Here is a 23,365-nt window from a genome sequence, read left to right on the forward strand (position 1 = left end):
CTAAATGCACGGTGACATATTTGTTTAGTTTAATCGCATCCATAATAAAATCACATAAAGAGCGCTGAGAAAATTCTAAAAGATTACTTAAGGTAGTCTTTTTTATTTTTTCGGTGGTTAAACGCAGAAAAGGATTAACATCCTCATAAAAAAAATCAAACTTCGAGAAATCAAAGATATAATGAGGCGGTTCCTCATCATTTAATTGTTGGCAGAAAATATGCAAAAAGTTATTAAAAATCCATGGATAACTGCCTTCATGAGTAGATATAATGGCTAACTGGTTACAATGCCAAGGGTAACAGGTAACGATAGGTTTCGAAACCGGTAAGGTTATTCGCAAAATTTGATCCTCCACTATAAGTTAATTAAATTCCCTTTGTTTGCTTAGCGATTCTTAAATTTTTTGCTTATGACAAATCGAGACGTGGAGAAAGTGCTTCAATCCGTTTAGTTTGTGTGATCGGCTCCTTTTATGTATCCGGTTTCATATATTATTCTATATCGCTGCCTAATCTCCTTTGTCCTCCATCGTCTGATTACATTCACAGCACTTTCTCCGAAGCTTCTCGCAATTCACGTCTAAAAAAACGTTTGCTGTGCACAAAAAAGGGTATCCCCTTGCCGCAAGGCAATGGAATACCCTTTGTTTGTGTGTATGTCAGCAGATGAAGCTGCTTCCAGAATTACATCGTCAGATCACGGCCTGCTGAACCGGCTTCTTCTTTTACAGAAAACGGCCACCAATTGGCGCGTCCGAACATCCGGACCATGACCGGCACAAAAAATGGCAGGAACAGAAGTGCGTACAGTACCAGTCCCACCAGTACCACCGTAGCGATCTGCATCATGGAGAGAACGCCGGAAGGATACATCGAAGCAAAAGTGCCGCCAAGAATGACAACCGCGGACAGGATAACCGTCCCCATATTTTTCATGGCATGCAGAATCGCGTCTTTCACATCCCACGTTTTGTTTTCATTAAAGCGTGCCATCAGGAAGATGCTGTAGTCGACCCCAAGCGCCACCAGCATAACGAAGCTGAAAAACGGTGTGGACCACGTGATGCCCGAATAACCCAGGCCGTTTACAAAAATCGCTTCGGTTACGCCAACGGCCGTAAAGTAGGTCACCATCAGCGACAAAATCAAATACACCGGCATAATGATCGACCGCAGCAGCAGCACAAGAATAATGAATATGCCGCCGAGCATCAAAAATACCGTCCGGGTATAGTCTTCGTTGGAAATCGTCTGCAGGTCGCTGTAGGTGCTGGTTACGCCGCTCATGGCGATTTCAGCGTTCTCCAGCTTTGTACCTTTGACCGCACGGTTGACCGCCGCCTGAATATCGTCCACGCTGCCGATCGCTTCCGTGCTGTACGGATTCGCCGCAAACACAACGTCCAGTGTCATGACTTTCCGGTCGCCGGACAGATACGTGTCAAATACCTGCTGAAACTCGGCGTTCTGCAGTGCCTCTTCCGGCACAAGGAATCCGCTGAGCTCTTCGTCCTGGGCGTTCTGCACTTGATCCAGATAACCCTGTGCCGAGTTCAGTCCGTCGGAGATCTGCTTCAGCCCGGCGGCGCTGCTGTTCAGGCCTTCGGTCAACTGGCCGATTTGGCCGCTCAGCTGGCCGAAGCCTTCAGCAAGCTGCTGCTGGCCGCCCTGCAGTTTGTCGAGCCCGCCGGTCAGATCCGGGATTTTGCCGACGATCTGGCCTTGGCCCGCTGCCGCCTGATTCAGGCCGGACTGCAGCTTGCCGATTCCGTCAACCAGCTGCTGCAGGCCATTCGCCAGTGCGGTTTGGCCTGCGGCTGCCTCAGCGTAACCTTTGTTCGCTTCCGTCAGGCCGCCTGCCGCACCCTTCAGCTGGGTGGAGATTTGGCCGAGTCCAGCTGCAAGCTGCTGTGCGCCTTCTCCGGTTTTCGTCACCGTGCCTTTAATCGTCTGGTAATTCACATCCTGAAGCAGCTCAGGATGGCTGCCTTCCAGGCCGGTAAACGAGGCGTTCAGCCCGGTAAGCGCTCCTGCTACGCCCTGCAGCTGCTCCTGCAGCTTCGCCATACCGCCGTCAAGCGCGTTCAGCCCGCCGCCCAGCTTCTTGTACCCTTCCAGCAGCCGTTTATGGCCGTCCGCCAGCTGCTTAGCGCTTGCAGCCGCTTGGGCCAGGCCGGATTTCAGCTCGCCAGCACCGGCCGAGCCGCTTTCAATGCCCTCTTGAATGCGCGACAGTCCGTCGCCCAACTGAACGATGCCTGCTTTAAGCTCGGCAGTTCCTTTGCTCAGTTCGCCGGCTCCCTGTACCGCCTGGTCCAGCTTCGGCGCATTTTCGCTCAGCTGCCGTCCGGCTTCCGAAAGGCCTGACTGAATTTTGTTCAGACCCTCGCCGGTCTGGTCCAGACCTTGGGCCAGCGTTTTGACCTGAGTCGGGATGAGAAAATCATTAATCATCTCCCCGGTCGGACGTGACAACCCCCGGACCGTGTCGACGCCTTCCACTTTCTCGACTTCACGGCTGATTTTTTCCGCAAGGCCCATATATTCCGAGCTGTCCATACGGTCGTCGTTCTTGATCACCAGCTTGCCAGGCATCGACTGCCCCGGGCCAAAGCTGTCCGAAATAATGTTGAAGCCTTTCACCGAGTCGTAACCCGACCCGATTTCATCCATGCTGTTGAACGAAAGCTTGCCGTCGTACGTGACCAGGAAAGGCACCACAATCACCGCAACCAGCAGCAGCGCCGCCCACGGACGTTTGAGTGAAAAGGAACCCGCCGCGCCCCAAATCCGGCTTTCGCTGTGCTCCAGACTGCCCCGGGACGGCCAAAACAGCTTTTTGCCCAATACCGCCATAAAAAACGGCACAATCGTTACGAGCGCCAGCAGCATCACGGCGATGCCGACAGCGACCGCAACCGCCGAACGGTACAGCATGAATTTGGACAAACCGATCGCCACAAAACCAACGAATACGGCCAGACCGGAATAAAATACCGTCCCGCCCGCTTTGCGGTAGGTCTCAATGATGGCGCTTGTTGTATCCTCCGCTTTCATCAGCTCTTCTTTAAAGCGGCTGATCAGCAGAATACAGTAATCCGTCCCGATCCCGAACATAACGGCCACCATAAAAATTTGGGTAAAGGTGGAGAGCGGGAAATCAAAGCGGTCGACCAGAAACGCAACGATCGACTGTGACACTACGTAACTCAGACCGACCGTCAGCAGCGGCACAAACGGCGCCACAAACGACCGGAACACAACAAACAAAATCAGCAAAATGAAAACAACGGTAATATACTCCGATTTTTTCAGACCGGCTTCGGAGCTGACGATGGTATCTTCGGTGATCAGCCCTTCACTGGTCAAATAGTGGTCGGCGGACACGTCCTTTAGCAGCGTATCCATTTCTTCCGGCAATTTTTTAACTGCTTCTTCGCCCCCGCTTACTGACAGGGCAGCCATAATCGTCTGGCCATTGTCGGCTACCAGCGTATCCGCCAGCGCCTCCTGCGTAAACGGTTCGGTAATCGAGTCGATGCCCAGCTTCTCCTGGTTCGCCGTGATCTGCTCGAGACCTTTACGGATGCTCTCTTTGTCTTGATCCGTCAGACCTTCAGGCTTATTGAAGACCAGCGCCACCTGGTGCAGCGTCTCGCCGCCTTCGCCCGAACTGACTTCCTTCAGAATTTCAGCAGCACGGGATGAGGTATATCCTTCAGGCACCGCAATTTGCCCTTTCTCACGGACGAGCTCCGACATGGGCGGAGCGGTCAAAAACAGCGCTACCGCGGCGGCAAGCCAAACAGCGATAATCGCCCATCTAGCTTTCAGTATGGTTCTCACTTGGTTTTCCCTCCTGCATCAATTCATCCAGTCTTTCAAACAGCGTAATAAACTTCTCTACATCCTTTTCGTCAAACATCTGCAGGTAAGGAGTCACAATTTTATACACTTGCGCTTCAGCCGCCTCAAATACGCTGCGTCCATGCTCCGTAATGGTCAGGTATACCTGCCGCCGGTCGGCTTCATCACGCGTCCGCTGCAGAATGCCCGCTTCCACCAGCCGGTTCACAATCGCGGTAATCGAGCTTTTGCCAACGGCAAATACTTCCGCAAGCTGTGTGGATGTGCACGGATTCATGCTGGAGACGAGGCGTAGAATCTGGTATTGATCATTGGTAAGCGACTCGCCCAGATGATCCCGGATCTCCGCGTTGATCCGTCGAGTGACCCGCAAATAGGCGCCCATGTATCTGTCGATCCACTGCTTGGTCTCCTCCTCCACCGTATTTCCCTCCTTTTGTAATAGTTCATGTATCGAACAGTTTCACTGTAAAACTATAGGCCCGATTTAGGCAAAAGTCAATGCATTCTTCGCCGGTGTTGTCCCGGGTTAAGTCTATACTTCGCATCTGTATACTGTACTCCCGTGACGATGTATGCATAACAAAAAAGGACGCGTCTGATTCAGACGGTCCTGTTCATTTTTTGCTGTTGCTTTGCCCCCTGCGAGGACATCTGTATGACGCAAACATTCCTCAGCGTTCCGGACTGCGGGTCCTCTCCAATGTGAACGATTACGAGCGGATACGACTCAGACCGTGTCTACTACAGGTCTTCGTTTTCCTCAATCTCATATACACAGCGGAACTGCTCAATCCCGTGCGGCGACTCGCCGAGGCTGTAAACCATAAAGCCAAGTCTGCGGAAAAAATCAGCGGTCAGCTCGTCCTCCGTCTCCGCCACAACATAACGCGGCTCCACCGCGGACAGTGTTTCAAGAATCAGTCCTCTGCCATAACCCTTGCCCCGGTTCTCCGGAAGAACAGCGATATGCCGGATGTCCATCGATCCGTCTTCGGTCTCTTCAAAGCCGACCAGACCAACCAGCACACCTTCCTCCTCCCAGCCAAGCAGCCGCAGCGCCGCCTGCCGCTGATATTCGCCCGCTGCCTGCGCCGCCTGATCCGGATCACCGAATGCCGCATAACCCAGCAGCTCCACCACTTCCGGCGTTTCTGTCCTTGCTTTCAAATCCACCAGCATCACTTTACCTCCTTGATTGTCCTTGTTTCTGCGTGCGCGGTTTGGCTGTTCCTGAGGAGCCGGAGCTTCGGCCAGCCTTGGCGGGGGGTACCGTCATAAGCACCAGAAGATAACCTGCCCACACACCGCACAGATTCAAAATAATATCATCCACGTCAAAGCTGCCGACACGAAGCAGCATTTGTAACGTCTCCAGCGCCGTAATGCCGAGCACAGCCCGGACCGTCAGCGGCATCCACCGGGCGCACCTCCCGCTGATTACCGGAAGGATCAGCCCGAACGGCACAAAAACAAGCACATTCCCGGCCAGATTGATCAGCCGGCTGCGCAGCGGAAGGCCATTATGCGGATTCAGGTACATTTCAATCGTCTCAAACGGCGTCAAATTGAACAGCACCGGTCCCTCCGCACGTTCCGACCGCCCAAATCCGATAAACATCCAATAAAATAAAGCTAAAAAATACGCGGCCAGCAGTATGCCGAGGATGAAGCGGAAAACCGGCCCGGCGTTCCCGCGCGGCCGTCTCGCCGCTGTCCGCCCGTTTGTCCGGGTCAAGCTCCCGCTTCGCTTTCCAGAATTTCAATGCGGCCGTCGCTGTGGCCAACGATTGCAAGTGAAGCGATGCCAAGAAACAGCCCGTGCTCCACCATGCCGGGAATTTCCCGCAGCGCCTGCTGCAGAGCCGGAGCGGAAGCAATCGCTCCAAAGCGGCAATCCGCAATATAGTTGCCGTTGTCGGTCACATACAGACCGTCTTTTCCTTGACGGAGCTTGGCTGCACAGCCAAGCTTGATAAGCTCCGCAAGCGTCCATTCCCAGGCAAAAGGAACGATTTCCACCGGCAGCGGAAATTGACCGAGCGTGTCCACTTTTTTGCTTTCGTCCGCAACAACAATCATCCGCGTACTGCCGGCGGCCACAATTTTTTCCCGCAGCAGCGCGCCTCCACCGCCCTTGATCAGCTGCAGCTGTCCGTCCAGCTCGTCCGCCCCGTCGATCGTCAAATCCAGCGAATCGATATCCGCAAAGGACACCAGCGGAATGCCCAATCCCCGCGCCTGTTCCTCGGAGGCGAGAGAAGTTGCAACTGCGGTGATCCGCAGGCCCTCTTTGACCCGCTGGCCGATTTTTTCAATTGCCCAATAAGCGGTGGAGCCGGTTCCCAGACCAACCTGCATACCGTCCTGTACATATTCGACGGCTTTTTCCGCCGCAAGCTGCTTCATGTTCATTACATACTACCTCCATCAATTCGTCATATTAATGAGATGAAACCTTCCGCTAACTGGACTAACGGGAGGCTTCAGCATGTGAACTCCCACATAGATGAATAGGTTCTGAAAATCGCCTTTACCGTAAAATTTATGTATTACCGTGGAAACGCCCGGTCCCGGCCGGAACACCTGCGCTGGCTATAAGCTGCTCCAGCACCTCTCTTTCGCCGGCGCTGCGCGCCGCTTCCAGATGAAACCTGCAGTAAAGCTGACCGCCGCCGCGCCGCAGCTGTTCCAGCGCATGCAGCATCCAGGCTTTGGCCTGCTCCAGATCCATTTCCGCCTGGGCTTTCGGCACCCGGTATAATGCGGCTGATTCGCTGCTATCTTCATCCGGTCCAGCTTGCACCCGCAGCAGCAGCTCTCCGCCATCCGGCGCCCGAGGTCCCGTCGAAGCTGAATAACCGCAAGGTTCCTCCGGTCTTCCGGACCGTTCCGCAATTAATTTGCTGTTCCGGTAAGCAAGCATGCCGGCCGCTCCAAGCAGAAGCAGAGTAAGTATCACCGCCGCGTAGATCACTGCTTTCTCCTCCATCTCCGCGGCTGCCGCCGCCATCCTCTTGTCTATCTTACCATGGGCAGCCCTTCCGGGAAAATGCGAAAACCGGCGAATTGGCCAGCTTGCATGCCGGAGGTGTTAGCATAACTCCGCCTCTTTCCTTTTAGCTAGCGTCAGCGAGATTGAGCCGTCTGCCTTTTTAGCTAACTTCCGCATAACCGGCCTCCTGCCCTCTTAGCTACCTCCGCGCAACTGCGAAGCGCGCAGTCTATCTTATCAGCCAATGCGAACAAGGACCTATTAAAGCTATCTGCCGGGATTCATTTGGGTCAGCTGCCGGATGTATTCTTCCGCGCCGGGCATCGCTTTACGCCTGGCTGTACGTACAGTCCCCGAGAGATTAAATGGAACACGCACAAACTGCAGCGAAAACGGAGCCGGAATCATTCCCTCCCAAGTGCCTTCCAGCACCGCGTAACAGGCCAGCGGTACATCTCTTGGCGTCCCCACGCTGCCTGCGTTAAACAGCATTTTCCGGTTCAAATACTGCACAAACGCCCGGTGGATATCTCCGTAACCGATAATGTCAGGCCGGCCGGTTGCTCCCGCCGATTGGGTCATCGGTGTATTCTCAAACATCGCCAGTCTGTCCTTTTCGCTGCTCCACGGCTGTACCCGGTGATACAGGCTTTTGGCCGACGCGTGAAACAGCCGGACCCGTTTGCCGCTGAGCTGCCATTCCAGGGCAAACGGCAGGCTGCGCAAATAGTTAATCCGTTCGGGGCCCAGCTCTTTTGTGAGCCAGGACAACCCGCCCTCCGCCGCGGATGCATCCGCAAGTTTGCCTTCCCAGTTGCCGGCGCAGACGGCCTCGCACGTTTCCCGGATGAGGTCCACCGTCTCCGCAGGCTCCGGGCCTTTGCCGACAAGATCTCCAAGACACTGGATCCGCCGGATGCCTCTAGCTGAAATATCCCTAAGCACGGCCTGAAGCGCCGGCAAATTACCATGTATATCCGATAAAATCGCGATTTTGTCCATGGAGCCCACCTGCCCGTTTTTATTTGAAATACCCGGTGCCGGCGTAGGCCAATCGGATTGCCGCGGACGAGAAATAAAATGTGCAGCATAGGGGTTTGAAAGCCTTTATAAAAGTTATTTTGAAATATTCATATTAACAGTTGAATCTTGACCCTAGATCAAGCATAATATGGGTATCCATACTGCTTTACCTCAATACCGAAATCAAGGAGGAATTAGGTCAAATGAAGTTTTTCTTGGATACGGGGAATATTGAAGAAATAAAGCGGATTACACGTTTAGGTCTGGTTGACGGCGTAACGACGAATCCGTCGCTTATCGCCAAGGAAGGCAGAGTGTTTAAGGAAGTAATCGAAGAAATCTGCGCCATCGTGCCCGGACCAGTAAGTGCGGAAGTCGTCGGCGTCAAGGCTGACGATATGCTGAAGGAAGCCTACGAGATCGCCCAGTGGGCTCCCAATGTCGTTATCAAGCTGCCGATGACCGAAGACGGCCTTTATGCCTGCCACGAGCTGACGCAAAAAGGCATCAAAACCAATGTAACGCTAGTCTTCTCCGCCGCCCAGGGCCTGATGGCCGCCAAAGCCGGCGCCACTTATATCAGCCCGTTTGTCGGACGCCTCGATGATATCGGTGTGGACGGAATGAAGCTGATCAAGGATCTGAAGACGATTTTGACCAATTACGGACTGGCTTCCGAAATTATCGCGGCAAGCATCCGGAACATCGCCCATGTGGAGCAGGCTGCCATTGCAGGTGCCCATATTGCCACGATCCCGGGTTCCCTGCTGCCATCCCTTTGGAAGCACCCGCTGACCGATAGCGGTATCGAGCGATTCTTGAAGGACTGGGAAAAGGTTCCGCAAGCATCCAAGCCGGTTTAAATCTTACGCTTCAATGGACGAGCCCCGATCCGCTATGGATCGGGGCTCGCTGTTTTTGGTCCGCCGCGCATTTGACTACGCCCGGCCGACCCCCTATGATTAAAACGAAATCTGTTTGGATCAATGGAAAGGACCGATACCCATGCCGGAGTATACCTCCCCCTCAATTGCCCCCCTGCTCGGTTCCGCTTACCGCAAGATCAGCACGGCTTTTGCGCGGGCGCTGCGCCCGTATGACATCACGCCGGAGCAGTGGTCAGTGCTCTACGCCGTATGCGCCCACGAAGGCATTACCCAAAAGGAAGTAGCGGATGCGGCCGATAAGGACCAGCCGACAACAGCCCGGATCATTGAACTGCTGCTCAAAAAACGTTATCTTGACAAATCCCCTTCTCCTTCGGACGGGCGGGCTTTCTGCCTGTATCCGACCGAATCGGGACGCCAGCTTATCCATGATACGATTCAGACCGAAGCGGACACCATCGCCCACGCTCTCCGGGGACTAACCAGCGAGCAAATCACCGGGCTGCGCCTGGCGCTGGAGACGATCAAACACAATTTAGCTCCTTGACGGCAGTACAGCGCAGCCTCGTTCGGGTGCTCTAAAAAGGGGCTTTTCTCCGAATTGCCTGCAGCCCCCGGACACGCTGCGGGGCCGACGGCTGCGGGGAGCTGCTTTTCGGACGGACTGCAAACAAGGTCAGCAGCCCGCCCGCCGCGCCCACCGCCGTCATCGTGATGAATAGCAGCCCTTGACCGGCCGACATGAGCAGGGAAACGACAGGCGGGCCAAGCGAGACGCCGATAAACCGCATGCTGCTGTAGAGTGAAGTGATCGTGCCCCGGCTGGATTTTTCAATCCCCTCCGTAATGAGCGCATCCATGCTTGGAAGGGTGATCCCGATACCGATCCCCGCGAGGCACAGCCAGGCAAGCAGCCAATAGATGGAATCCGTGACGATGCAGACCACCATGGCGCCTGTCAGCAGCAGCATGCCAAAGAACCCCATCCATTTCATCAGCCGTTTGTTTTGACCGATGATTTTTCCTGTCCCGTATGAGGCCAGACAGAGCAGCGCCAGCGGTACCGCAAGCACCAGCCCTTTCATGGCTCCATGCATCCCGTAAGTCTCTTCCAGCGTTTCCGACAGGAAAAACAACACGCCGAAGATCACAAACATACAAATTCCGCCGATGGCAAAAATCGCATACAGCCACCTGCCTTTGCGCCCCAGCACCTTCCGCACTTGTGTCAGAAACTGTCTTAAGGACGGCTTCGCGCTTTCGTCGCGCTTTGGACTGCGTACCATAAACATAACCATAAGGAAAGAGATCATCGACAGCGCGGGAATGGAGATAAACGGCAGATACCACAGGATTGCACCAAGCAGCGCGCCTAAAATCGGGCTGAGCACCTTGCCGAACGTGTTGGAGGTTTCAATCAGACCTAGGCCTTTGCTGACATCCTTTTCGTCATGGAACAAATCGCCGACAAAAGGCAGGACAATGGGAAACGCCCCCGCTGCGCCGATCCCCTGCAAAAAACGCCCCGCTAATATCACCCAATAGGCGCTTAGTCCGGTCATAAGCCAAGCCGCCACCGCCGCGACCGCACCGCCTACGGCAGTAATCAGCAGGCTGGGAACGATGATTTTTTTACGTCCGTACCGGTCCGACAAAAAACCGGCGACGGGAATCATCAGAATGGCGACAACGCCATATACCGTAATCAGCAGGCTCACCTGAAACGACGAAATCCCCAAGTGATGCGAAACCAGCGGCAGTACCGGCAGCAGCATGGAGTTACCCAGTGTCATAATCAGCGGTATGGATGCCAGTGCGATAAGATCCCGCTTTTTGCTCATGATTGCCGACCACCTTTGCAGAAGTTGACACTCTTGTGTATTGTGGCTGTTCAGCGGGCGGATTATGCTCTCGCAAATAAAAGAGCAGCACGGTCCGCGCTTCTTGGCGGTCCGTGCTGCTTTGCGGGTTTGGGGGCGGCTCAAGGAGGCAAAAGGCCCTTTTTAACCCTCTGATCGGGTTATCGTGTTTCCCCTGCTTTGGCGGCCGGCAGCGGAATAAACGGACTGGGCTGCCCCAAGCAAAACACATGCAGCACATGCATCGCCCGCGTGCAGGCCGTATAAAACAGCTTCCGCTCGCTCTCCCGGCTGTACCGCGTTTCCGAGCCATCGAAAAGAATCACCGCGTCAAATTCAACACCTTTAGCCAAGTAGGCGGGAAGCACCAGCGTTCCTTTTTGAAAATTAGGCGTATCTTTGGTCACCAGCCGGGCATCCAGCGACTCGGACAGCCGCTTGTGCACTTCAAGGCTCTCTTCCGCCGTCTTGCAGATGACCGCAACATAGTGATATCCCCGTTCGTGAAGCCCGGCGATATCCTTGTTAACCGCCGCATATAAATCCTCCTCCGTCTCCACCTGACGGACCTCCGGCTCTTCCCCTCTGCGGTTGAACGGAACAATCCGCTCGCCGCCGGGGATCATGGAACGGGTGAAGTTTACGATTTCGTAAGTCGACCTGTAGCTGCGCGTCAGTGATATGACCTCCGTCTGGTCCGGCCCGTATATCCCCACCAGATTCGCCAACTCGCCAAGCGCTTCGCCTTGCGCGTAAATCGCCTGGTTGAGATCGCCCAGCACCGTCATTTTGGCCCGGGGAAACAGCCGCCGGACGAATTCCAGCTGAAACGGCGAATAATCCTGTACCTCATCAATGAAGACATGCCGGATTTGCGTGTTGGTGCGGAACCCCTGTGTCAGCTCCTTCAAGTACAAAAACGGGGTGGCATCTTCGTATCCCAGTTCATTCGCTTCAAGTGTCGCAAGCGTCCGCGCGGCCACATCGTCCCACCGTTCCGGAAGCGTTTCGCCGTTATTTAAACTCTCAAGCAGCAGGCGGTCGGAGAACAGCCGCCCATACATGCCCTTAACATCCACGAAACGGCCGCGTTTAACCCAGCCCCGCAGCGGCTTCAGCTTCTGGCTGACAACATAACGGGCCAGCAGTTCCCGTTCGGTGTCAAAATCGTCGAAAGTGTCGCTTTGGCCGCGCTGCTTGCGCCGCATCATCTGATAGGCTCTCTGATATTCCGTCGTATCCAGCAGCTCAATTTGATCCATCACCCAGTCGGCTGTCCGTTCTTCAACGGCGAAGCCGGCGATCCGTTTAAGCAGCCAACCGGTCATCAGGTCAATCCGGTTTGCCAGACGGATGGAAGAATCGTAAGAATAAAAATGCCGTTCCATCTCCTCGCGGCCAACTACGGCTTTCCCCTGGAACATCACGGGCTTAAACATCATCCCCTGGCGCTCCAGCCGGGAAGCGTAACGACGGATCACGTCAAGATAGGCCACGGACGATTTGTAGGTGATACCTTCCCTTCTCGCGTCCGCCGCCGGACTGTCCGGATCGTTCAGCAGATCTTCAGTCTGGCTGAATACATCCTCCAGCTGAAATTCCTGGCCAAGCCGGTGTTCCAGATATATCTGAAATGTGGTCTGCTGCATGTTTTCTTCGCCAAGCTCCGGCAGAACTGTGGATACGTAGCTGTTGAACAGCGGATTTGGAGAAAACAGCACAACCTGATCGGCCTGCAAGCTGTCCCGGTATTTATACAGCAGGTAAGCCACGCGCTGCAGCGCGGCTGATGTCTTGCCGCTGCCCGCCGCGCCTTGAACGACCAGCATCCGTTTTTTGTCGTTGCGGATAATGGCGTTTTGCTCTTTTTGAATCGTCGCGACGATGTTCTTCATCCGGTCATCCGCGCTGTGGCTCAGCACCTGCTGCAGCAGCTCGTCCCCGATGGTCATACCGGTGTTAAACATAACTTCGATTTTGCCATCATGAATGACAAACTGCCGCTTTAAATTCATTGTGCCTTCGATGATTCCCCCCGGCGTTTCATACGAAGCGGGACCAGGTGCGCCGTCATAATACAAACTTGATATCGGCGCGCGCCAGTCATAAATCAGAAAGTTCCCGTTGTCCTCCACAAGCGATCCGATTCCCAGATAAATCCGGTCCTCACTCCCGCCGTCCGTCTCTTGGAAATCAATTCGGCCGAAATAGGGTGAAACCACCAGCTTGTTGTATTTTTTAAGCGCTTTGCTGGATTGAAGATGATGCCGTTCACGTTCGTTCAGCACCTGGGCCTGCTGCCGGAGGCTGGTCGATGTCTCCCCCAGATCGTCCGCGCTGCTAAAGTTAACCGTTACCTCATCCCAAAAATCCTTCCGCATATCAACAACATCCGTCCGGGCCAGTCCCAGCTCCTGCGACAGCTGTCTGATCCGGCTTCTGAGCAGCGCGGTTACGTTATTAACCCGCTTTTGTTCAGCGTTCCATTCCGTTTCATGGATAGACAATTCAGTTCATCCCCTTTGAAAGGTTGACAGCACAGAAATCACATAGTATAATATATTGTGATATTGTCTGCTTTTTTATTTCTTATTCTCGACATCTTTATATTTTACCAATAAATGTGCGGCTGTTCAAGGTCCCTTGCCCGCCGTAATATGAAGAAGATCCGACTCTGACAGGAGACCGGATCTTCTTTTTTTATTTACTCAACTTTCGCAGAGCGAACATCAGCTTAGCTCAAGTCCTGGTGTGAATTTAACCGCAATAAAGTAATCGTCTTGAAAAAATAGAAAAACACCGCTTCGTTGCGGCGAACGCACGCTCGGCGGGATTTACGGTGCGATGAAGTCAGCACCCTAGACCGGGCTGTTTCCTTGACACAACTCATAAAACGGTTGAACGAAATTGCGACTCAGGTTGGGAAGAACTTAAGAAGGACAGGTGGGGCGGAGCCGCCACTGCGGACAATTGGGAACTTCCGGCCCGCTGTTATTTTCAAAATTCTTGATTGGAAGTCTCCGTTAACGGGAGAACTCCGAATATAAAGCAAGAAAACTAAAACATAAGGAGGGAGGCAATCGCGTTCGCTCCTCCATCTCCAAATTGCCTGCTCTTTCCTCCCATTCAAAGATTCAGTCTATAAAGATATACAGTGTCTTGGACTATCGCTGTTGTCATTGAACTACCTGAACGAATTCCTCCCCTGTGACACACCGCAGCGGATTTACCACCGAACGCGACACCAAGGTCTTTCCGGACCCAGCGGACGTTATTTCTGAAATTGTTGGGCTTTTGGGTTGCCTTGCGGACTCCAGATCCGTTATTCGTACCGAAAACATCCAAACGATGGATTTTCCGCGTAAATAAGGGAATCTGAGTCCGCCACTTTGCCAAAACACGGAATAATCAGCAAATAAGGGAAACTGAGTCCGTCACTTTGCCAAAATACGGAATCATCAGCAAATAAACAGAGGGAGGTCTTCTGAGTCCGTGAGAAAGTCACAGGGGAGGTCAATGCGGAGCTGCCTCAAAAGGCCCCTGAAATTTGGAAAATACAAGTAAATCCATTGAATGTTTCTTGCTTACTCAAAGGTTATGCCATTTTTCCAGCTGCGAAAGTTGAGTTATTATTTATTTGCCGGATCCCGGCCCTACTCCTTTTTATCTTCGCCAGAACGGTTAAAATGCTCCGCCACTTTATTCAGGCGTTCAAGCTGGAAGCCGTAATCATACATGGCGGCGGCAACAACCGCCAGCCGAAGCTGGCCCGCCCGGTCGGCATCATAACTCTCAATCGCCGATTCTAAGAATTTGTTGTTGTCCTCCTCCAGCGGTCCGGAATCAAACAGGTTCGGCTTTATTTTTTCCTCAAACTTCAGCAGAATGTGCTCATGATATTTAATCAGCAGTTCAAGATGCTTGTCAAAGATTTCATCGGTGCGCGCCGAACGCTCCGCCTGAAAATAATGCCGGTCGACCGCCTCGAGCACATCGTACCCTTTTTGCAAGGTGGCCAGCAAATTTTTGTAGAGCACAAGCTGCCGGGTAGAGCTGTATTTTGGTTTGCGCAGCTTCTTCTGTTCTTCTTCAAACAGGCTGTATTTATCCGTCAGCGATTTGATGGAGCCGCCCAGCGCATTTTTTTGATCCCTGAAGACAGACTCCTTCATCTCATGCGATATCGCCGTCCGGAGCAGCAGGGACAAGCTGCTGAATACACTTTCTATTTGCTTAATATACTGCTCCCGCGGTTTGGGCGGGATAACCACAATATTGATTACAAAAGCAGACACGATCCCGGTCAGCGTCTGCGCGAACCGTGCAAGCGCGAATTCCCACTGTCCGGATGCTTCCATAACCGAGATGACAGTGACCAGCGTCAGTCCGATCGTATCCGCCCGGTTCATTTTCATGCTGATCATGATGACCAGCACACACACAAGCCCCACGGCGATTGGCTCATTGGACAGCAGCATGCCGCCCAGCAGCGCAAGCGCCGCTCCAATCGTACTGGTCTGCACCTGATCGAGAAAATATCTCCATGACCGGTAGATGGACGGCTGCATGGCAAAAATGGCGGCGATCGCCGCGCCCACTGGCGACGGAAATTGGAGCAGCATGGATAAATATAAGGCCAGCGTTACCGCCATGCCCGTTTTGAGAATGCGGGCGCCAAAAGCCAAGCCTATCCCCCCTTAACCCTATTCTTGTTAGTATATTACCCTGACCCGCCATACGCGAATGCACGCTTTAACTGCAGCTTCCTCCTTCGTTTGGGCAATACTGTGAACTAGCGGGACTGCCGCTATCCATTCTGAAAGGAGTTCCATGATGAAAATCGCATACGCAGCATGTTTATTTGCGGCGCTCTCCACAGGCGTATCGCCGGCTGCCGCTTGGGCCGCCGCTCCTGAACAGGCGCTGGCATCGCCCGCGTCCTCCAATGCAGTGCCGGCAGCAGCCTCCGGGACAGCGGCAATAAAGGCTTCTAAGGCAGTGGCGACAAAGGCTTCTAAGGCGGCGACAAAGGCCTCTAAGGCAGTGCCGTCTTCGGCAGCAGCCTCCAAGGCAGTGCCAACAGCGGCCTTGAAGTCTGCGCCAACCGCGCCCCCTAAGCCGTCACCAACACCAACCGTATCCCCATCCCCCAAACGGGGGCCGCATCCTAAAGCGCTGCGGGACGCCAAATTCCGGTCGGGGAGCCGGTTTATTATCCGGGAAACCGCCCATTTGCTGGAAATCCCGCCGGAACAGCTAATTGAGCGTTTAAGCACTGGAACGACCCTTGCCGAACTGGCACGGGAGCGCAAAGGCTGGAGCGAAGAAGTTTATGTACAAAAACTGGCCGCTGCGGCAAACGAGCGGATCGACGCGGCAGTACGGGCGGGCCGGTGGAACCGGGAAGAGGCCGAGCGGCTGAAAACGCGGCTGCCCGGCATGATCAAGCAGCGCATCCATATGCGCGGCAGCAATCCGGCGGAGCATCCCCGCCCGCTCCGCCCCGCCCGCCCGGAAGTTTAGCCCTTCCGGCCTTCCAGGACGCAAAACGGATACCCGCCGCCTTATTCCGGCGGGTATCCGTTTCACATCTCCCGTTGTCCCGGCCGCGAACGCCGGAACCGTTCAAACAGACCGATGGAAAAGGTGAGCCAGGCGGCGCTGGCTGCATATCCCGCGACGACGTCGCTTGGATAATGCACGCCGAGATAAATCCGGCTCCAGCCCATCACCAGAATCATAAAAACTGCCGCGATAATGAGCACCGTTCTGCCTGCCGCAGAGGGGATGTGGCGCCAGAGCAGGAATGCAAGCACGCCGTAGAGCGAAACTGCGGCCATCGAATGCCCGCTCGGAAAGCTGTACCCGATCTCTTCCATAATCCGGTGGATATTCGGCCGTTCTCTTACGAATCGTTCCTTCAAAATCACATTAATCAAGTTGGAGCCGACCCCGACCCACAAGAACAATAGCAGTTCCAGCCGGTGTTTAAACACTACAAACAGCAGCGCCATAGCGGCTAGCGAAAGCGGAATCGCCCCTTTTGAAGAGCCGAGTATGGCTAAAAGTTTGGCAGCGCCGGTTAATTCAGGCGATTCGGCGGACTGGACAAATCCGATGACGGCAGAATCGAAACCCGCCGTATTTTCGGCCTGCACCAGCCATGCGATCAGACCAAACGCTGCGGCGCAGCATAAAGCCAGCCAGAAAGCCGCGTTTTTGCGTGAAAAAACCATACCTTCCTCCTCAGATCCATCTAACATTTAACCATGTACGAGCTGCCCCGAACTCGTGGTATACTGTAAAGAAGAACATCATTTTTCGGGGATGGGGTGCTGCAAGTGGATCAACCGAAGCTTCAGGAACGAATGCTGAATCAGTTAGTTCAAACACGTATGCCGGTGACGGTATTTACAACCAACGGCGTCAAGATGCAGGGCATCATCACTTCATTCGACGTTTACACGCTGACGCTGCAGGGCCAGAATGACAGCCGGCAAAATGTCCTTTTTAAGTCGGCGGTTTCCACCATCGCGCCGCTGAAGCCGGTATCGTTAAGGTAACCCGCAGCACAAGTAAATACGCGCGGCAAGGAACACCGGGACGCCCCGGTGTTCCTTGTGCTTTTACCGGATGGTTTCAGGCTATATACTAGCGCCGTACAGGAATGACGCATACCGGCTTGGGCAGCGCTGCGGAGTGTCCCGTATAGGTGAGCCCGCCCGATTCTTTATCAATCGTAAAGACGACGAGATTCTCCGCTCCGTCGCGGTTGGCGCAGATTAATTCCGCACCGTCCGGCGTAAGCGCAAAATGGCGGGGATGTCCGCCTCTCGTCGGCGTGTGGCTGGCCGGGACAAGAGACGCCGGGTCTTCGCCAACCGCAAAGACGGCAATGCTGTCGTGTCCGCGGTTTGAGCCATAAACGAATCTGCCATCCGGGGTAACCGCGATTTCGGCACAGCCGTTTTCCCCTTCATAACCTTCAGGCAGCGTGGAAACCGTCTGCACGGTGTGCAGTTCGCCAGTGGCCGGATCATAGCGGAATGAAGTGACGGTTGAGCCAAGTTCACCAATGACATAGGCTGTTTTCCCGTCCGGATGGAAGACGAAATGGCGCGGCCCCGCGCCCGGGTACAGCCGGGTATCTCCTTGGGGAACCAGCTTTCCTGCTTCGTAATCAAGCTTATAGGTGCGGATGATGTCCAGTCCCAAATCCGAAACAAAAATATAGTTCCCGTCCGGGCTGAACACCGCGGAGTGGGGATGCGGACGATCCTGCTGTTTCGGGTCGGCGCCGTGCCCGGTGTGAAGCTGCGTGTCGCACAGCTCGCCTACCCGCCCGTCCTCAAGCAGCAGGAGCAAGCCTACCGCCCCTCCATGGTAACTGCAGACCACAAGATATTTTGACTGCGGATCTTTGGCGATATGGCACAATGTCGTTGGTTTCTCCCCGGCCGGAATAGCAGCCATCCGGTTCAGCTCCCGGATCACACCGGTTGCCGGCTCAAAGGAATAAGCCGCTACGACGGCTTCCTTTACGGGTTGGCCTTCCGATTCCCCAAAGGTATAAAAAATGTTCCGCTCCTGGTCAACGCTAAGAAACGTAGGATTGGCCAGACCACCAGCGCCGTTCAAAGCCTGCAATCCGCCTTCCTTGAGGCTGTCCCATGAGTAAGTATGCAGTCCTTGCGCCTCTGCGCTTGAATAGGAACCGATGAGCAGCAAATAGTTTGAATTTTGTTCCAATTTAACAGCCCCCTTATCATTTATAAATGTACATGGTTTTTGGACTGTTTTCAAACGTTCTGTGACGTATAGTTAAAAATTAGGGTTTTCAAGGCCGCAAAGATGTGTTATGATGTAAGCGCTAACATTTTTTAACGAGGGGGGAACAGGAATGAGCAGTATTCTGCTGGAAGCCAGAAACGTATATGAGGACTTCGAGGTGGAAAAAGACATTCTGTTCTTTAAAGTCGGGGATCACCACTCCGTCATTTTTCACGGCAGAAATTATAATATTAAAAAGAGAATGTCTGCCGAACAGTTGAACCGGTTGCTGTCCAACCCCAACTACTATCAGGTAAACGGCTGCTATGTCAATCTGACCAAAATCAGCTCCATCGAAGACGACTGCATTTATTTTGGGGAAAAGGGCCGTTATGCGAAGCATGTACGGGTACCTAAATGGAAGCAGGAGAGCATTCGAAGCCTGCTAAAACGGCAGCGCTCCTAAATGATCTCCTTGGCAGACGGCCAGGGATTCGAGGATTTCTTTACTTTTTAAGCGTTAAGCGGCACACACCATTTTGCAATAATGAAAATAAGACCGGGCAAGGGGAAACCCCGCCTGGTCTTGTTTTTTTGGTGCCGCTGCTCCCCGCCGTTTATTCGTGCCGGGGAGCCCACAGCATGATCGATACGCCCGCCACGCACACAGCGGCGCCGATCCAGTCATACAGATCTGGAGTTTTTTTATCGACCCACCATCCCCATAACACCGCCAATACGATAAATACACCGCCATAAGCGGCATATACCCTGCCGAATGACGGAAACTTCTGAAGGGTGGGAATCACTCCGTAGGCAATCAGGATCAGGCTTCCGGCCAAACCGTACCATGCGGGCTTGGACTCTTTCAGCCACAGCCATACCAGATAACCTCCGCCGATCTCGGCAAGACCCGCCAGCACAAATAACAAGACCGCAAACACCATTTATTAGCCTCCTGTTCCACTTCAGCGGATCGTCCGCGCGGGTGTTGATTCGTTTCTTCGGCTCTTCTTCACTCCTTCTTCAGATGATTATAGCATGGCCTGTGTATACGGCTGAGTGCTGGACGAGCAGGTATTTTAAGAGATTCGGACACATTTTTATGCTTTCTTAAGGTTTGAAGCGCGGATTTCTGTTAAAGTTGTAAAAGACAAGCATTACCTATAAACGAAGGGAGTCATTGTGTAGATGGATAAGAAAGACTGGAACGAGCAGGAACCGAAGACTAACGAGGAAACAGCTGGAACGCAGCCCGGGGGGGCCGAAACGCCGGAGAGCCAAACCGTGGAACCCCCTGTCGGACAAGAGGCCTCCGCCGGTCCGGTCATGAATAAATACGGCGCCGCAGATGGAAGCGGGAATAACGGTTCGAACGGCTCCAAGTCCGGCAAAGGCTGGATGATCGCCTCCATCGTATTGGCCGCTGCGCTGATTGTGGTGCTGATCAAACCGCCATTCCCTCAGACCGATGCCAAAAAAGCCGTAGCTACCGTCAACGGCACCGACATCACCAAGCAGGAACTTTACGACAAGCTTGTGGAAGCCGGCGGCGAACAGACGCTGCAGTCGCTGATCACAACGAAGCTGGTGGACCAGGAAGCAGAAAAAGCGAAGGTTACGGTAACCGACGCGGACATCGACTCCGAAATCAAAGATCTGCAGGAGCAGTTCGGCGGCGAAGAAGGCCTGAACAGCGCACTGGCTCAAAGCGGCATGACGATTGACGATTTGAAGAAGCAGATGCCGATGCAGGTCCAAATCCGCAAGCTGCTGGAACCTAAAGTCAAAGTAACGGATGACGAAATCAAAAAATCGTTTGAGACCAACAAAGCCTCGTACAACACCGAGGAAGAAGTCCGCGCTTCCCACATCCTGGTGAAGACCGAAGCTGAAGCCAAAGCGATTCTGAAAGAGCTGGAAGGCGGAGCCGATTTCGCGAAGCTTGCTTCTGAAAAGTCAGAGGATACGGGCAGCAAGGCGAACGGCGGCGACCTGAACTTTTTCAAGCGCGGCGATATGGTGCCTGAATTCTCCGATGCGGCCTTCAAGCTGAAGGTCGGCGAGACCAGCGGCGCGGTGAAAAGCGATTTTGGTTACCACATCATCAAGGTGACGGACCGCAAGGAAGCCCATACCGCTACGCTCGAGGAGAAAAAAGAAGAAATCCGCGACACGCTGACCAACCAGAAAATTTCGGAAATGTCTCAGCAGTGGCTGGAAGACTTGAAAACCAACGCCAAAATCACAAATACGCTGACAGACGAGCCGGAAGCCTCTCCTAGCGCTTCGGCCGTGCCAGATGCTTCGGCTGCCCCAGATGCTTCTGCAGCACCGGAAGCTTCCGCAGCAGCAAAACAATAGACAGCCGCAGAGCGAAATTGGGTCACATTCAACTGATCTTAAGCCGCATACATTCAACCAACAGCCTTGGTCCGGTACATCCGGAGCCAAGGCTGTTGGTTTTTTTACATATCCTCACCACATGTCCTCCCTTCCCTACCTTCTCTACTTCTCTACCTTCTCACCCCTTCTCAGCTTCGATGGTCTCTCTGTAGTAATGCGAATAAGGTCTAATCATGTCGAATTTCCTCAAATTAACACGAAATATGTCTAAATTATAGGCCGCTAATTCCGATAAATATACCAAACCCTAGTAATCTTCCGGGAAGAAGGCGTATTTATTCGTTTAAGATAAACGCCTATGTTCACGGGATGCATTACCTAATAGAGAGAAGGCGGGAAACGATATGGCGAAAACAGTACTTCAAGAACAAAACAGTGGCAGCGGGAAAAACATAATTGTTTCCTTGCTAAACAGCATTTCCAACATGGGACTCCGCGGCAAGCTGTTTTTTTCCGTAATTTTGTCGGTTGTGCTCATATTTGCTGCGGTTGCGGTCATTATCTACGATAACGCCAAGCAGGTCATCACCGGCCAGTTGAACGACTCCCTTACTTATGAAAAAGAACACATCAGCGTTACGGTCGATCAAATGCTGAAGCCCGCTGAAGACAGCGTCCAGCTGCTTAACGCCAATGCTTTCGTCCGCGGTTACATCTCAAGCGCGCAGTCGGCGCAGGACACAAAATCAACTCCCGGGTTTAATGAGATGGTTAGGACCTTGAAGCTGATCAAGGACAGCAATCCGAACCTGCTGAATGTGTATATTGGACTTGACCGCGCCAATACTTTGATTACCGATCATGCCGATTTTGTACCTCCCCCCGATTTTGTACTTAAAGAACGCGGCTGGTATAAAACGACAGTAGCCAATAAACGGCTTACCATTACCGATCCTTACATTGATGTGACCTCCGGCAAAATGGTGGTCGCCGTCAGTGTCCCTATTCTGAATGACGCCAACGAAATCATAGGTGTGGCAGGTGTTGATATTTCGACGGAACAAATCAGTCAAGTGCTGGGTTCCTTTCATTACACGGATAACAGCTACGCTTTTTTGGTGGACAAAACGGGCAAATTTATTTACCACCCCAATCAGGCGTACATTTTACAGAAAAAAATGGACGAACTTGGGGCAGACTGGACAGCGGTTGCGGGGCCGATGCTGAAACTGGATTCCGGCGGACTGATCAGCGACGTGGACGGCAAAGCCAGCTATGTGTCTTATGCGCCTGCGGCGGGTAAACAGTGGGCTGTCGGTCTGGTTGTTCCGGTTAAAGAAGCCGAAAGTGCACTGCAGACCTTCAAGATGATCTTCATCTACTCTATTTTGGCTTCCATTCTCATTTTGGGCATTCTGCTGTTTGTGCTGTCGAACAGTATCCTTAAGGCGATCCCTCTGCTGACTGCCGCTTTCCGGACAGCGATGACCGGCGATTTGTCCGTACGGGTCAAAGTCAAAGCCAAAGGTGAAATCGGGGTGCTGGCTGCCGGATTCAACGACATGATTACTTCGCAGCAGGAGCTGATTCAGGAGATCATGAACAACTCCCGGAGCATCTCCGCGGCTGTGGGGAATACGGAGCAAAACGTGTTTTCATTGGATGAAAGCATTGCAGATGTGTCCGCAACGACGGAACAGCTGTCGGCCGGCATGCAGCAGACGGCGGCTTCCATGGAAGAGCTGAACGCAAGCACCGTCGAAGTGGAGCATGCTATAGAGAGCATCGCACGCAAAGCCCAAGAAGGCGCCGATTCGGCCAAGCTAATCAACGAAAGAGCCGAACAGCTCAAGCAAACCGCCGTCCAGTCACGCCAAAACGCGGATGAATTGTTTGGACAAAGCGAAGTGAAACTGCGGAGCGCCATCGAGCAATCCCGCACAATTGAGCAGATCCGGACCTTGTCGGAATCGATCTTGGAGATCGCATCGCAGACAAACCTGCTGTCCCTTAATGCCTCGATTGAAGCGGCACGGGCGGGAGAAGCGGGGCGCGGCTTTGCCGTCGTAGCAGAGGAAATCCGCAAGCTGGCAGAGCACTCCCGCGGAACGGTCGCCGAAATCCAGCACGTCACCGGCCTGGTGATGAGCGCGGTGGGCAATTTGGTGGATGGCGCAGAAAGCGTACTGCATTTTGTAGACCAGCAGGTGTTGAAGGATTACGACATGATGGAACAAACGGGCAGCCGGTACAGTGAAGATGCCAAATATATTGAAGACCTGGTGACCGACTTTAGCGCAACTTCCGAAGAACTGCTGGCTTCTATTCAAAGCATGCTTACGGCGATCGGAGAGACAACGGTAGCCACCAGTGAAGGCGCCGAAGGTGCCGGCAACATTGCCATCAAAACAGAGGAAATTATTGAACGTTCAAACGGCATTGTGCGGGAAATGGAAGATATCAAGGGGAGCACCGCCAAGCTGCTTGGCACGGTCTCCCGGTTCAAAGCGTGAGTTCACAGCCGGTGGTCCGCGCTTAAACCGTATGGTGCATAGGAACGGACTTAAGAAAATAAAACGGGGCCGTCCCGCGTCATTTTAAGATGACGTTCGGGAC

The 23,365-nt window shown here is 53.4% G+C and carries 21 protein-coding genes; 7 read left to right on the plus strand and 14 right to left on the minus strand.

From position 1 onward, the window contains the following. The 8 genes from ACE6ED_RS03695 to ACE6ED_RS03730 form a co-directional block, all read right to left on the minus strand. On the minus strand, positions 1-343 hold a 343-nt coding region (locus tag ACE6ED_RS03695; RefSeq protein WP_410825621.1), incomplete at its 3' end, for a hypothetical protein. Between the two features lie 343 nt (positions 344-686). After that, the gene (locus ACE6ED_RS03700; protein WP_410825622.1) at positions 687-3,848 is read right to left on the minus strand and encodes an MMPL family transporter; all 3,162 of its coding nucleotides are present in this window, start codon (positions 3,846-3,848) and stop codon (positions 687-689) included. Next, positions 3,826-4,290, minus strand: coding sequence for a MarR family winged helix-turn-helix transcriptional regulator (locus ACE6ED_RS03705; protein WP_410825623.1), 465 nt, complete (start codon positions 4,288-4,290; stop codon positions 3,826-3,828). Before ACE6ED_RS03705 ends, ACE6ED_RS03700 begins: the two co-directional genes overlap by 23 nt. 323 nt (positions 4,291-4,613) lie before the next feature. Continuing rightward, the gene (locus ACE6ED_RS03710; protein ID WP_410825624.1) at positions 4,614-5,051 is read right to left on the minus strand and encodes a GNAT family N-acetyltransferase; all 438 of its coding nucleotides are present in this window, start codon (positions 5,049-5,051) and stop codon (positions 4,614-4,616) included. A gap of 4 nt (positions 5,052-5,055) precedes the next feature. Then, the gene (locus tag ACE6ED_RS03715) at positions 5,056-5,607 is read right to left on the minus strand and encodes a VanZ family protein (RefSeq protein ID WP_410825625.1); all 552 of its coding nucleotides are present in this window, start codon (positions 5,605-5,607) and stop codon (positions 5,056-5,058) included. After that, complete coding sequence (rpiA, locus tag ACE6ED_RS03720; protein WP_410825626.1) at positions 5,604-6,284, minus strand: ribose-5-phosphate isomerase RpiA; 681 nt, start codon at positions 6,282-6,284, stop codon at positions 5,604-5,606. The genes ACE6ED_RS03715 and rpiA overlap by 4 nt, the downstream gene beginning before the upstream one ends. A gap of 130 nt (positions 6,285-6,414) precedes the next feature. Beyond that, positions 6,415-6,882, minus strand: a complete 468-nt coding sequence (locus ACE6ED_RS03725; protein WP_410825627.1) for a hypothetical protein — start codon at positions 6,880-6,882, stop codon at positions 6,415-6,417. A 249-nt stretch (positions 6,883-7,131) separates the two neighbouring features. Continuing rightward, positions 7,132-7,866 carry a metallophosphoesterase family protein gene (locus ACE6ED_RS03730; protein WP_410825628.1) on the minus strand — a complete coding sequence of 245 codons (735 nt, stop codon included), beginning with the start codon at positions 7,864-7,866 and terminating at the stop codon, positions 7,132-7,134. A gap of 224 nt (positions 7,867-8,090) precedes the next feature. Here ACE6ED_RS03730 and fsa point away from each other — a divergent pair, with 224 nt between their 5' ends. Next, on the plus strand, positions 8,091-8,750 hold the full coding sequence (gene fsa / locus ACE6ED_RS03735) for a fructose-6-phosphate aldolase (RefSeq protein ID WP_410825629.1): 660 nt from the start codon (positions 8,091-8,093) through the stop codon (positions 8,748-8,750). A 142-nt stretch (positions 8,751-8,892) separates the two neighbouring features. Then, the gene (locus ACE6ED_RS03740) at positions 8,893-9,321 is read left to right on the plus strand and encodes a MarR family winged helix-turn-helix transcriptional regulator (RefSeq protein ID WP_410825630.1); all 429 of its coding nucleotides are present in this window, start codon (positions 8,893-8,895) and stop codon (positions 9,319-9,321) included. Positions 9,322-9,352: 31 nt separating this feature from the next. Here ACE6ED_RS03740 and ACE6ED_RS03745 read toward each other — a convergent pair whose 3' ends face one another. From ACE6ED_RS03745 to ACE6ED_RS03755, 3 genes are all read right to left on the minus strand, one after another. After that, a complete protein-coding gene (locus ACE6ED_RS03745; protein ID WP_410825844.1) occupies positions 9,353-10,669 on the minus strand; it encodes an MFS transporter in 1,317 nt (438 codons plus the stop codon). A 125-nt stretch (positions 10,670-10,794) separates the two neighbouring features. After that, on the minus strand, positions 10,795-13,140 hold the full coding sequence (helD, locus tag ACE6ED_RS03750; RefSeq protein ID WP_410825631.1) for an RNA polymerase recycling motor HelD: 2,346 nt from the start codon (positions 13,138-13,140) through the stop codon (positions 10,795-10,797). Positions 13,141-14,286: 1,146 nt separating this feature from the next. Further along, positions 14,287-15,318 (minus strand): FUSC family protein, encoded by a 1,032-nt coding sequence (locus ACE6ED_RS03755; RefSeq protein WP_410825632.1) that lies wholly within the window; start codon positions 15,316-15,318, stop codon positions 14,287-14,289. A 148-nt stretch (positions 15,319-15,466) separates the two neighbouring features. Between ACE6ED_RS03755 and ACE6ED_RS03760 the strand changes: the two genes are divergently transcribed. Beyond that, positions 15,467-16,156 carry a hypothetical protein gene (locus ACE6ED_RS03760; protein WP_410825633.1) on the plus strand — a complete coding sequence of 230 codons (690 nt, stop codon included), beginning with the start codon at positions 15,467-15,469 and terminating at the stop codon, positions 16,154-16,156. Between the two features lie 62 nt (positions 16,157-16,218). On the opposite strand, the gene ACE6ED_RS03765 is transcribed toward ACE6ED_RS03760, so the two are convergent. Continuing rightward, a complete protein-coding gene (locus tag ACE6ED_RS03765) occupies positions 16,219-16,869 on the minus strand; it encodes a phosphatase PAP2 family protein (protein ID WP_410825634.1) in 651 nt (216 codons plus the stop codon). A gap of 105 nt (positions 16,870-16,974) precedes the next feature. On the opposite strand from ACE6ED_RS03765, the gene hfq reads away from it, so the two are divergent. Continuing rightward, complete coding sequence (hfq, locus tag ACE6ED_RS03770) at positions 16,975-17,196, plus strand: RNA chaperone Hfq (RefSeq protein ID WP_410825635.1); 222 nt, start codon at positions 16,975-16,977, stop codon at positions 17,194-17,196. A gap of 88 nt (positions 17,197-17,284) precedes the next feature. Here hfq and ACE6ED_RS03775 read toward each other — a convergent pair whose 3' ends face one another. Then, positions 17,285-18,382, minus strand: a complete 1,098-nt coding sequence (locus ACE6ED_RS03775) for a lactonase family protein (protein ID WP_410825636.1) — start codon at positions 18,380-18,382, stop codon at positions 17,285-17,287. 151 nt (positions 18,383-18,533) lie between these two features. Here ACE6ED_RS03775 and ACE6ED_RS03780 point away from each other — a divergent pair, with 151 nt between their 5' ends. Beyond that, entirely contained in the window at positions 18,534-18,869 is a 336-nt protein-coding gene (locus tag ACE6ED_RS03780; protein ID WP_410825637.1) for a hypothetical protein, read from the plus strand. A gap of 151 nt (positions 18,870-19,020) precedes the next feature. On the opposite strand, the gene ACE6ED_RS03785 is transcribed toward ACE6ED_RS03780, so the two are convergent. Beyond that, positions 19,021-19,350, minus strand: a complete 330-nt coding sequence (locus ACE6ED_RS03785) for a YnfA family protein (RefSeq protein ID WP_410825638.1) — start codon at positions 19,348-19,350, stop codon at positions 19,021-19,023. 244 nt (positions 19,351-19,594) lie between these two features. Between ACE6ED_RS03785 and ACE6ED_RS03790 the strand changes: the two genes are divergently transcribed. Continuing rightward, the gene (locus ACE6ED_RS03790; protein ID WP_410825639.1) at positions 19,595-20,767 is read left to right on the plus strand and encodes a peptidylprolyl isomerase; all 1,173 of its coding nucleotides are present in this window, start codon (positions 19,595-19,597) and stop codon (positions 20,765-20,767) included. A 386-nt stretch (positions 20,768-21,153) separates the two neighbouring features. Then, a complete protein-coding gene (locus ACE6ED_RS03795) occupies positions 21,154-23,262 on the plus strand; it encodes a methyl-accepting chemotaxis protein (protein WP_410825640.1) in 2,109 nt (702 codons plus the stop codon). The last annotated feature ends 103 nt before the right edge of the window (positions 23,263-23,365 follow it).

The organism is Paenibacillus nanchangensis (assembly GCF_046543445.1).
Lineage (GTDB): Bacteria > Bacillota > Bacilli > Paenibacillales > Paenibacillaceae > Paenibacillus_AQ > Paenibacillus_AQ nanchangensis.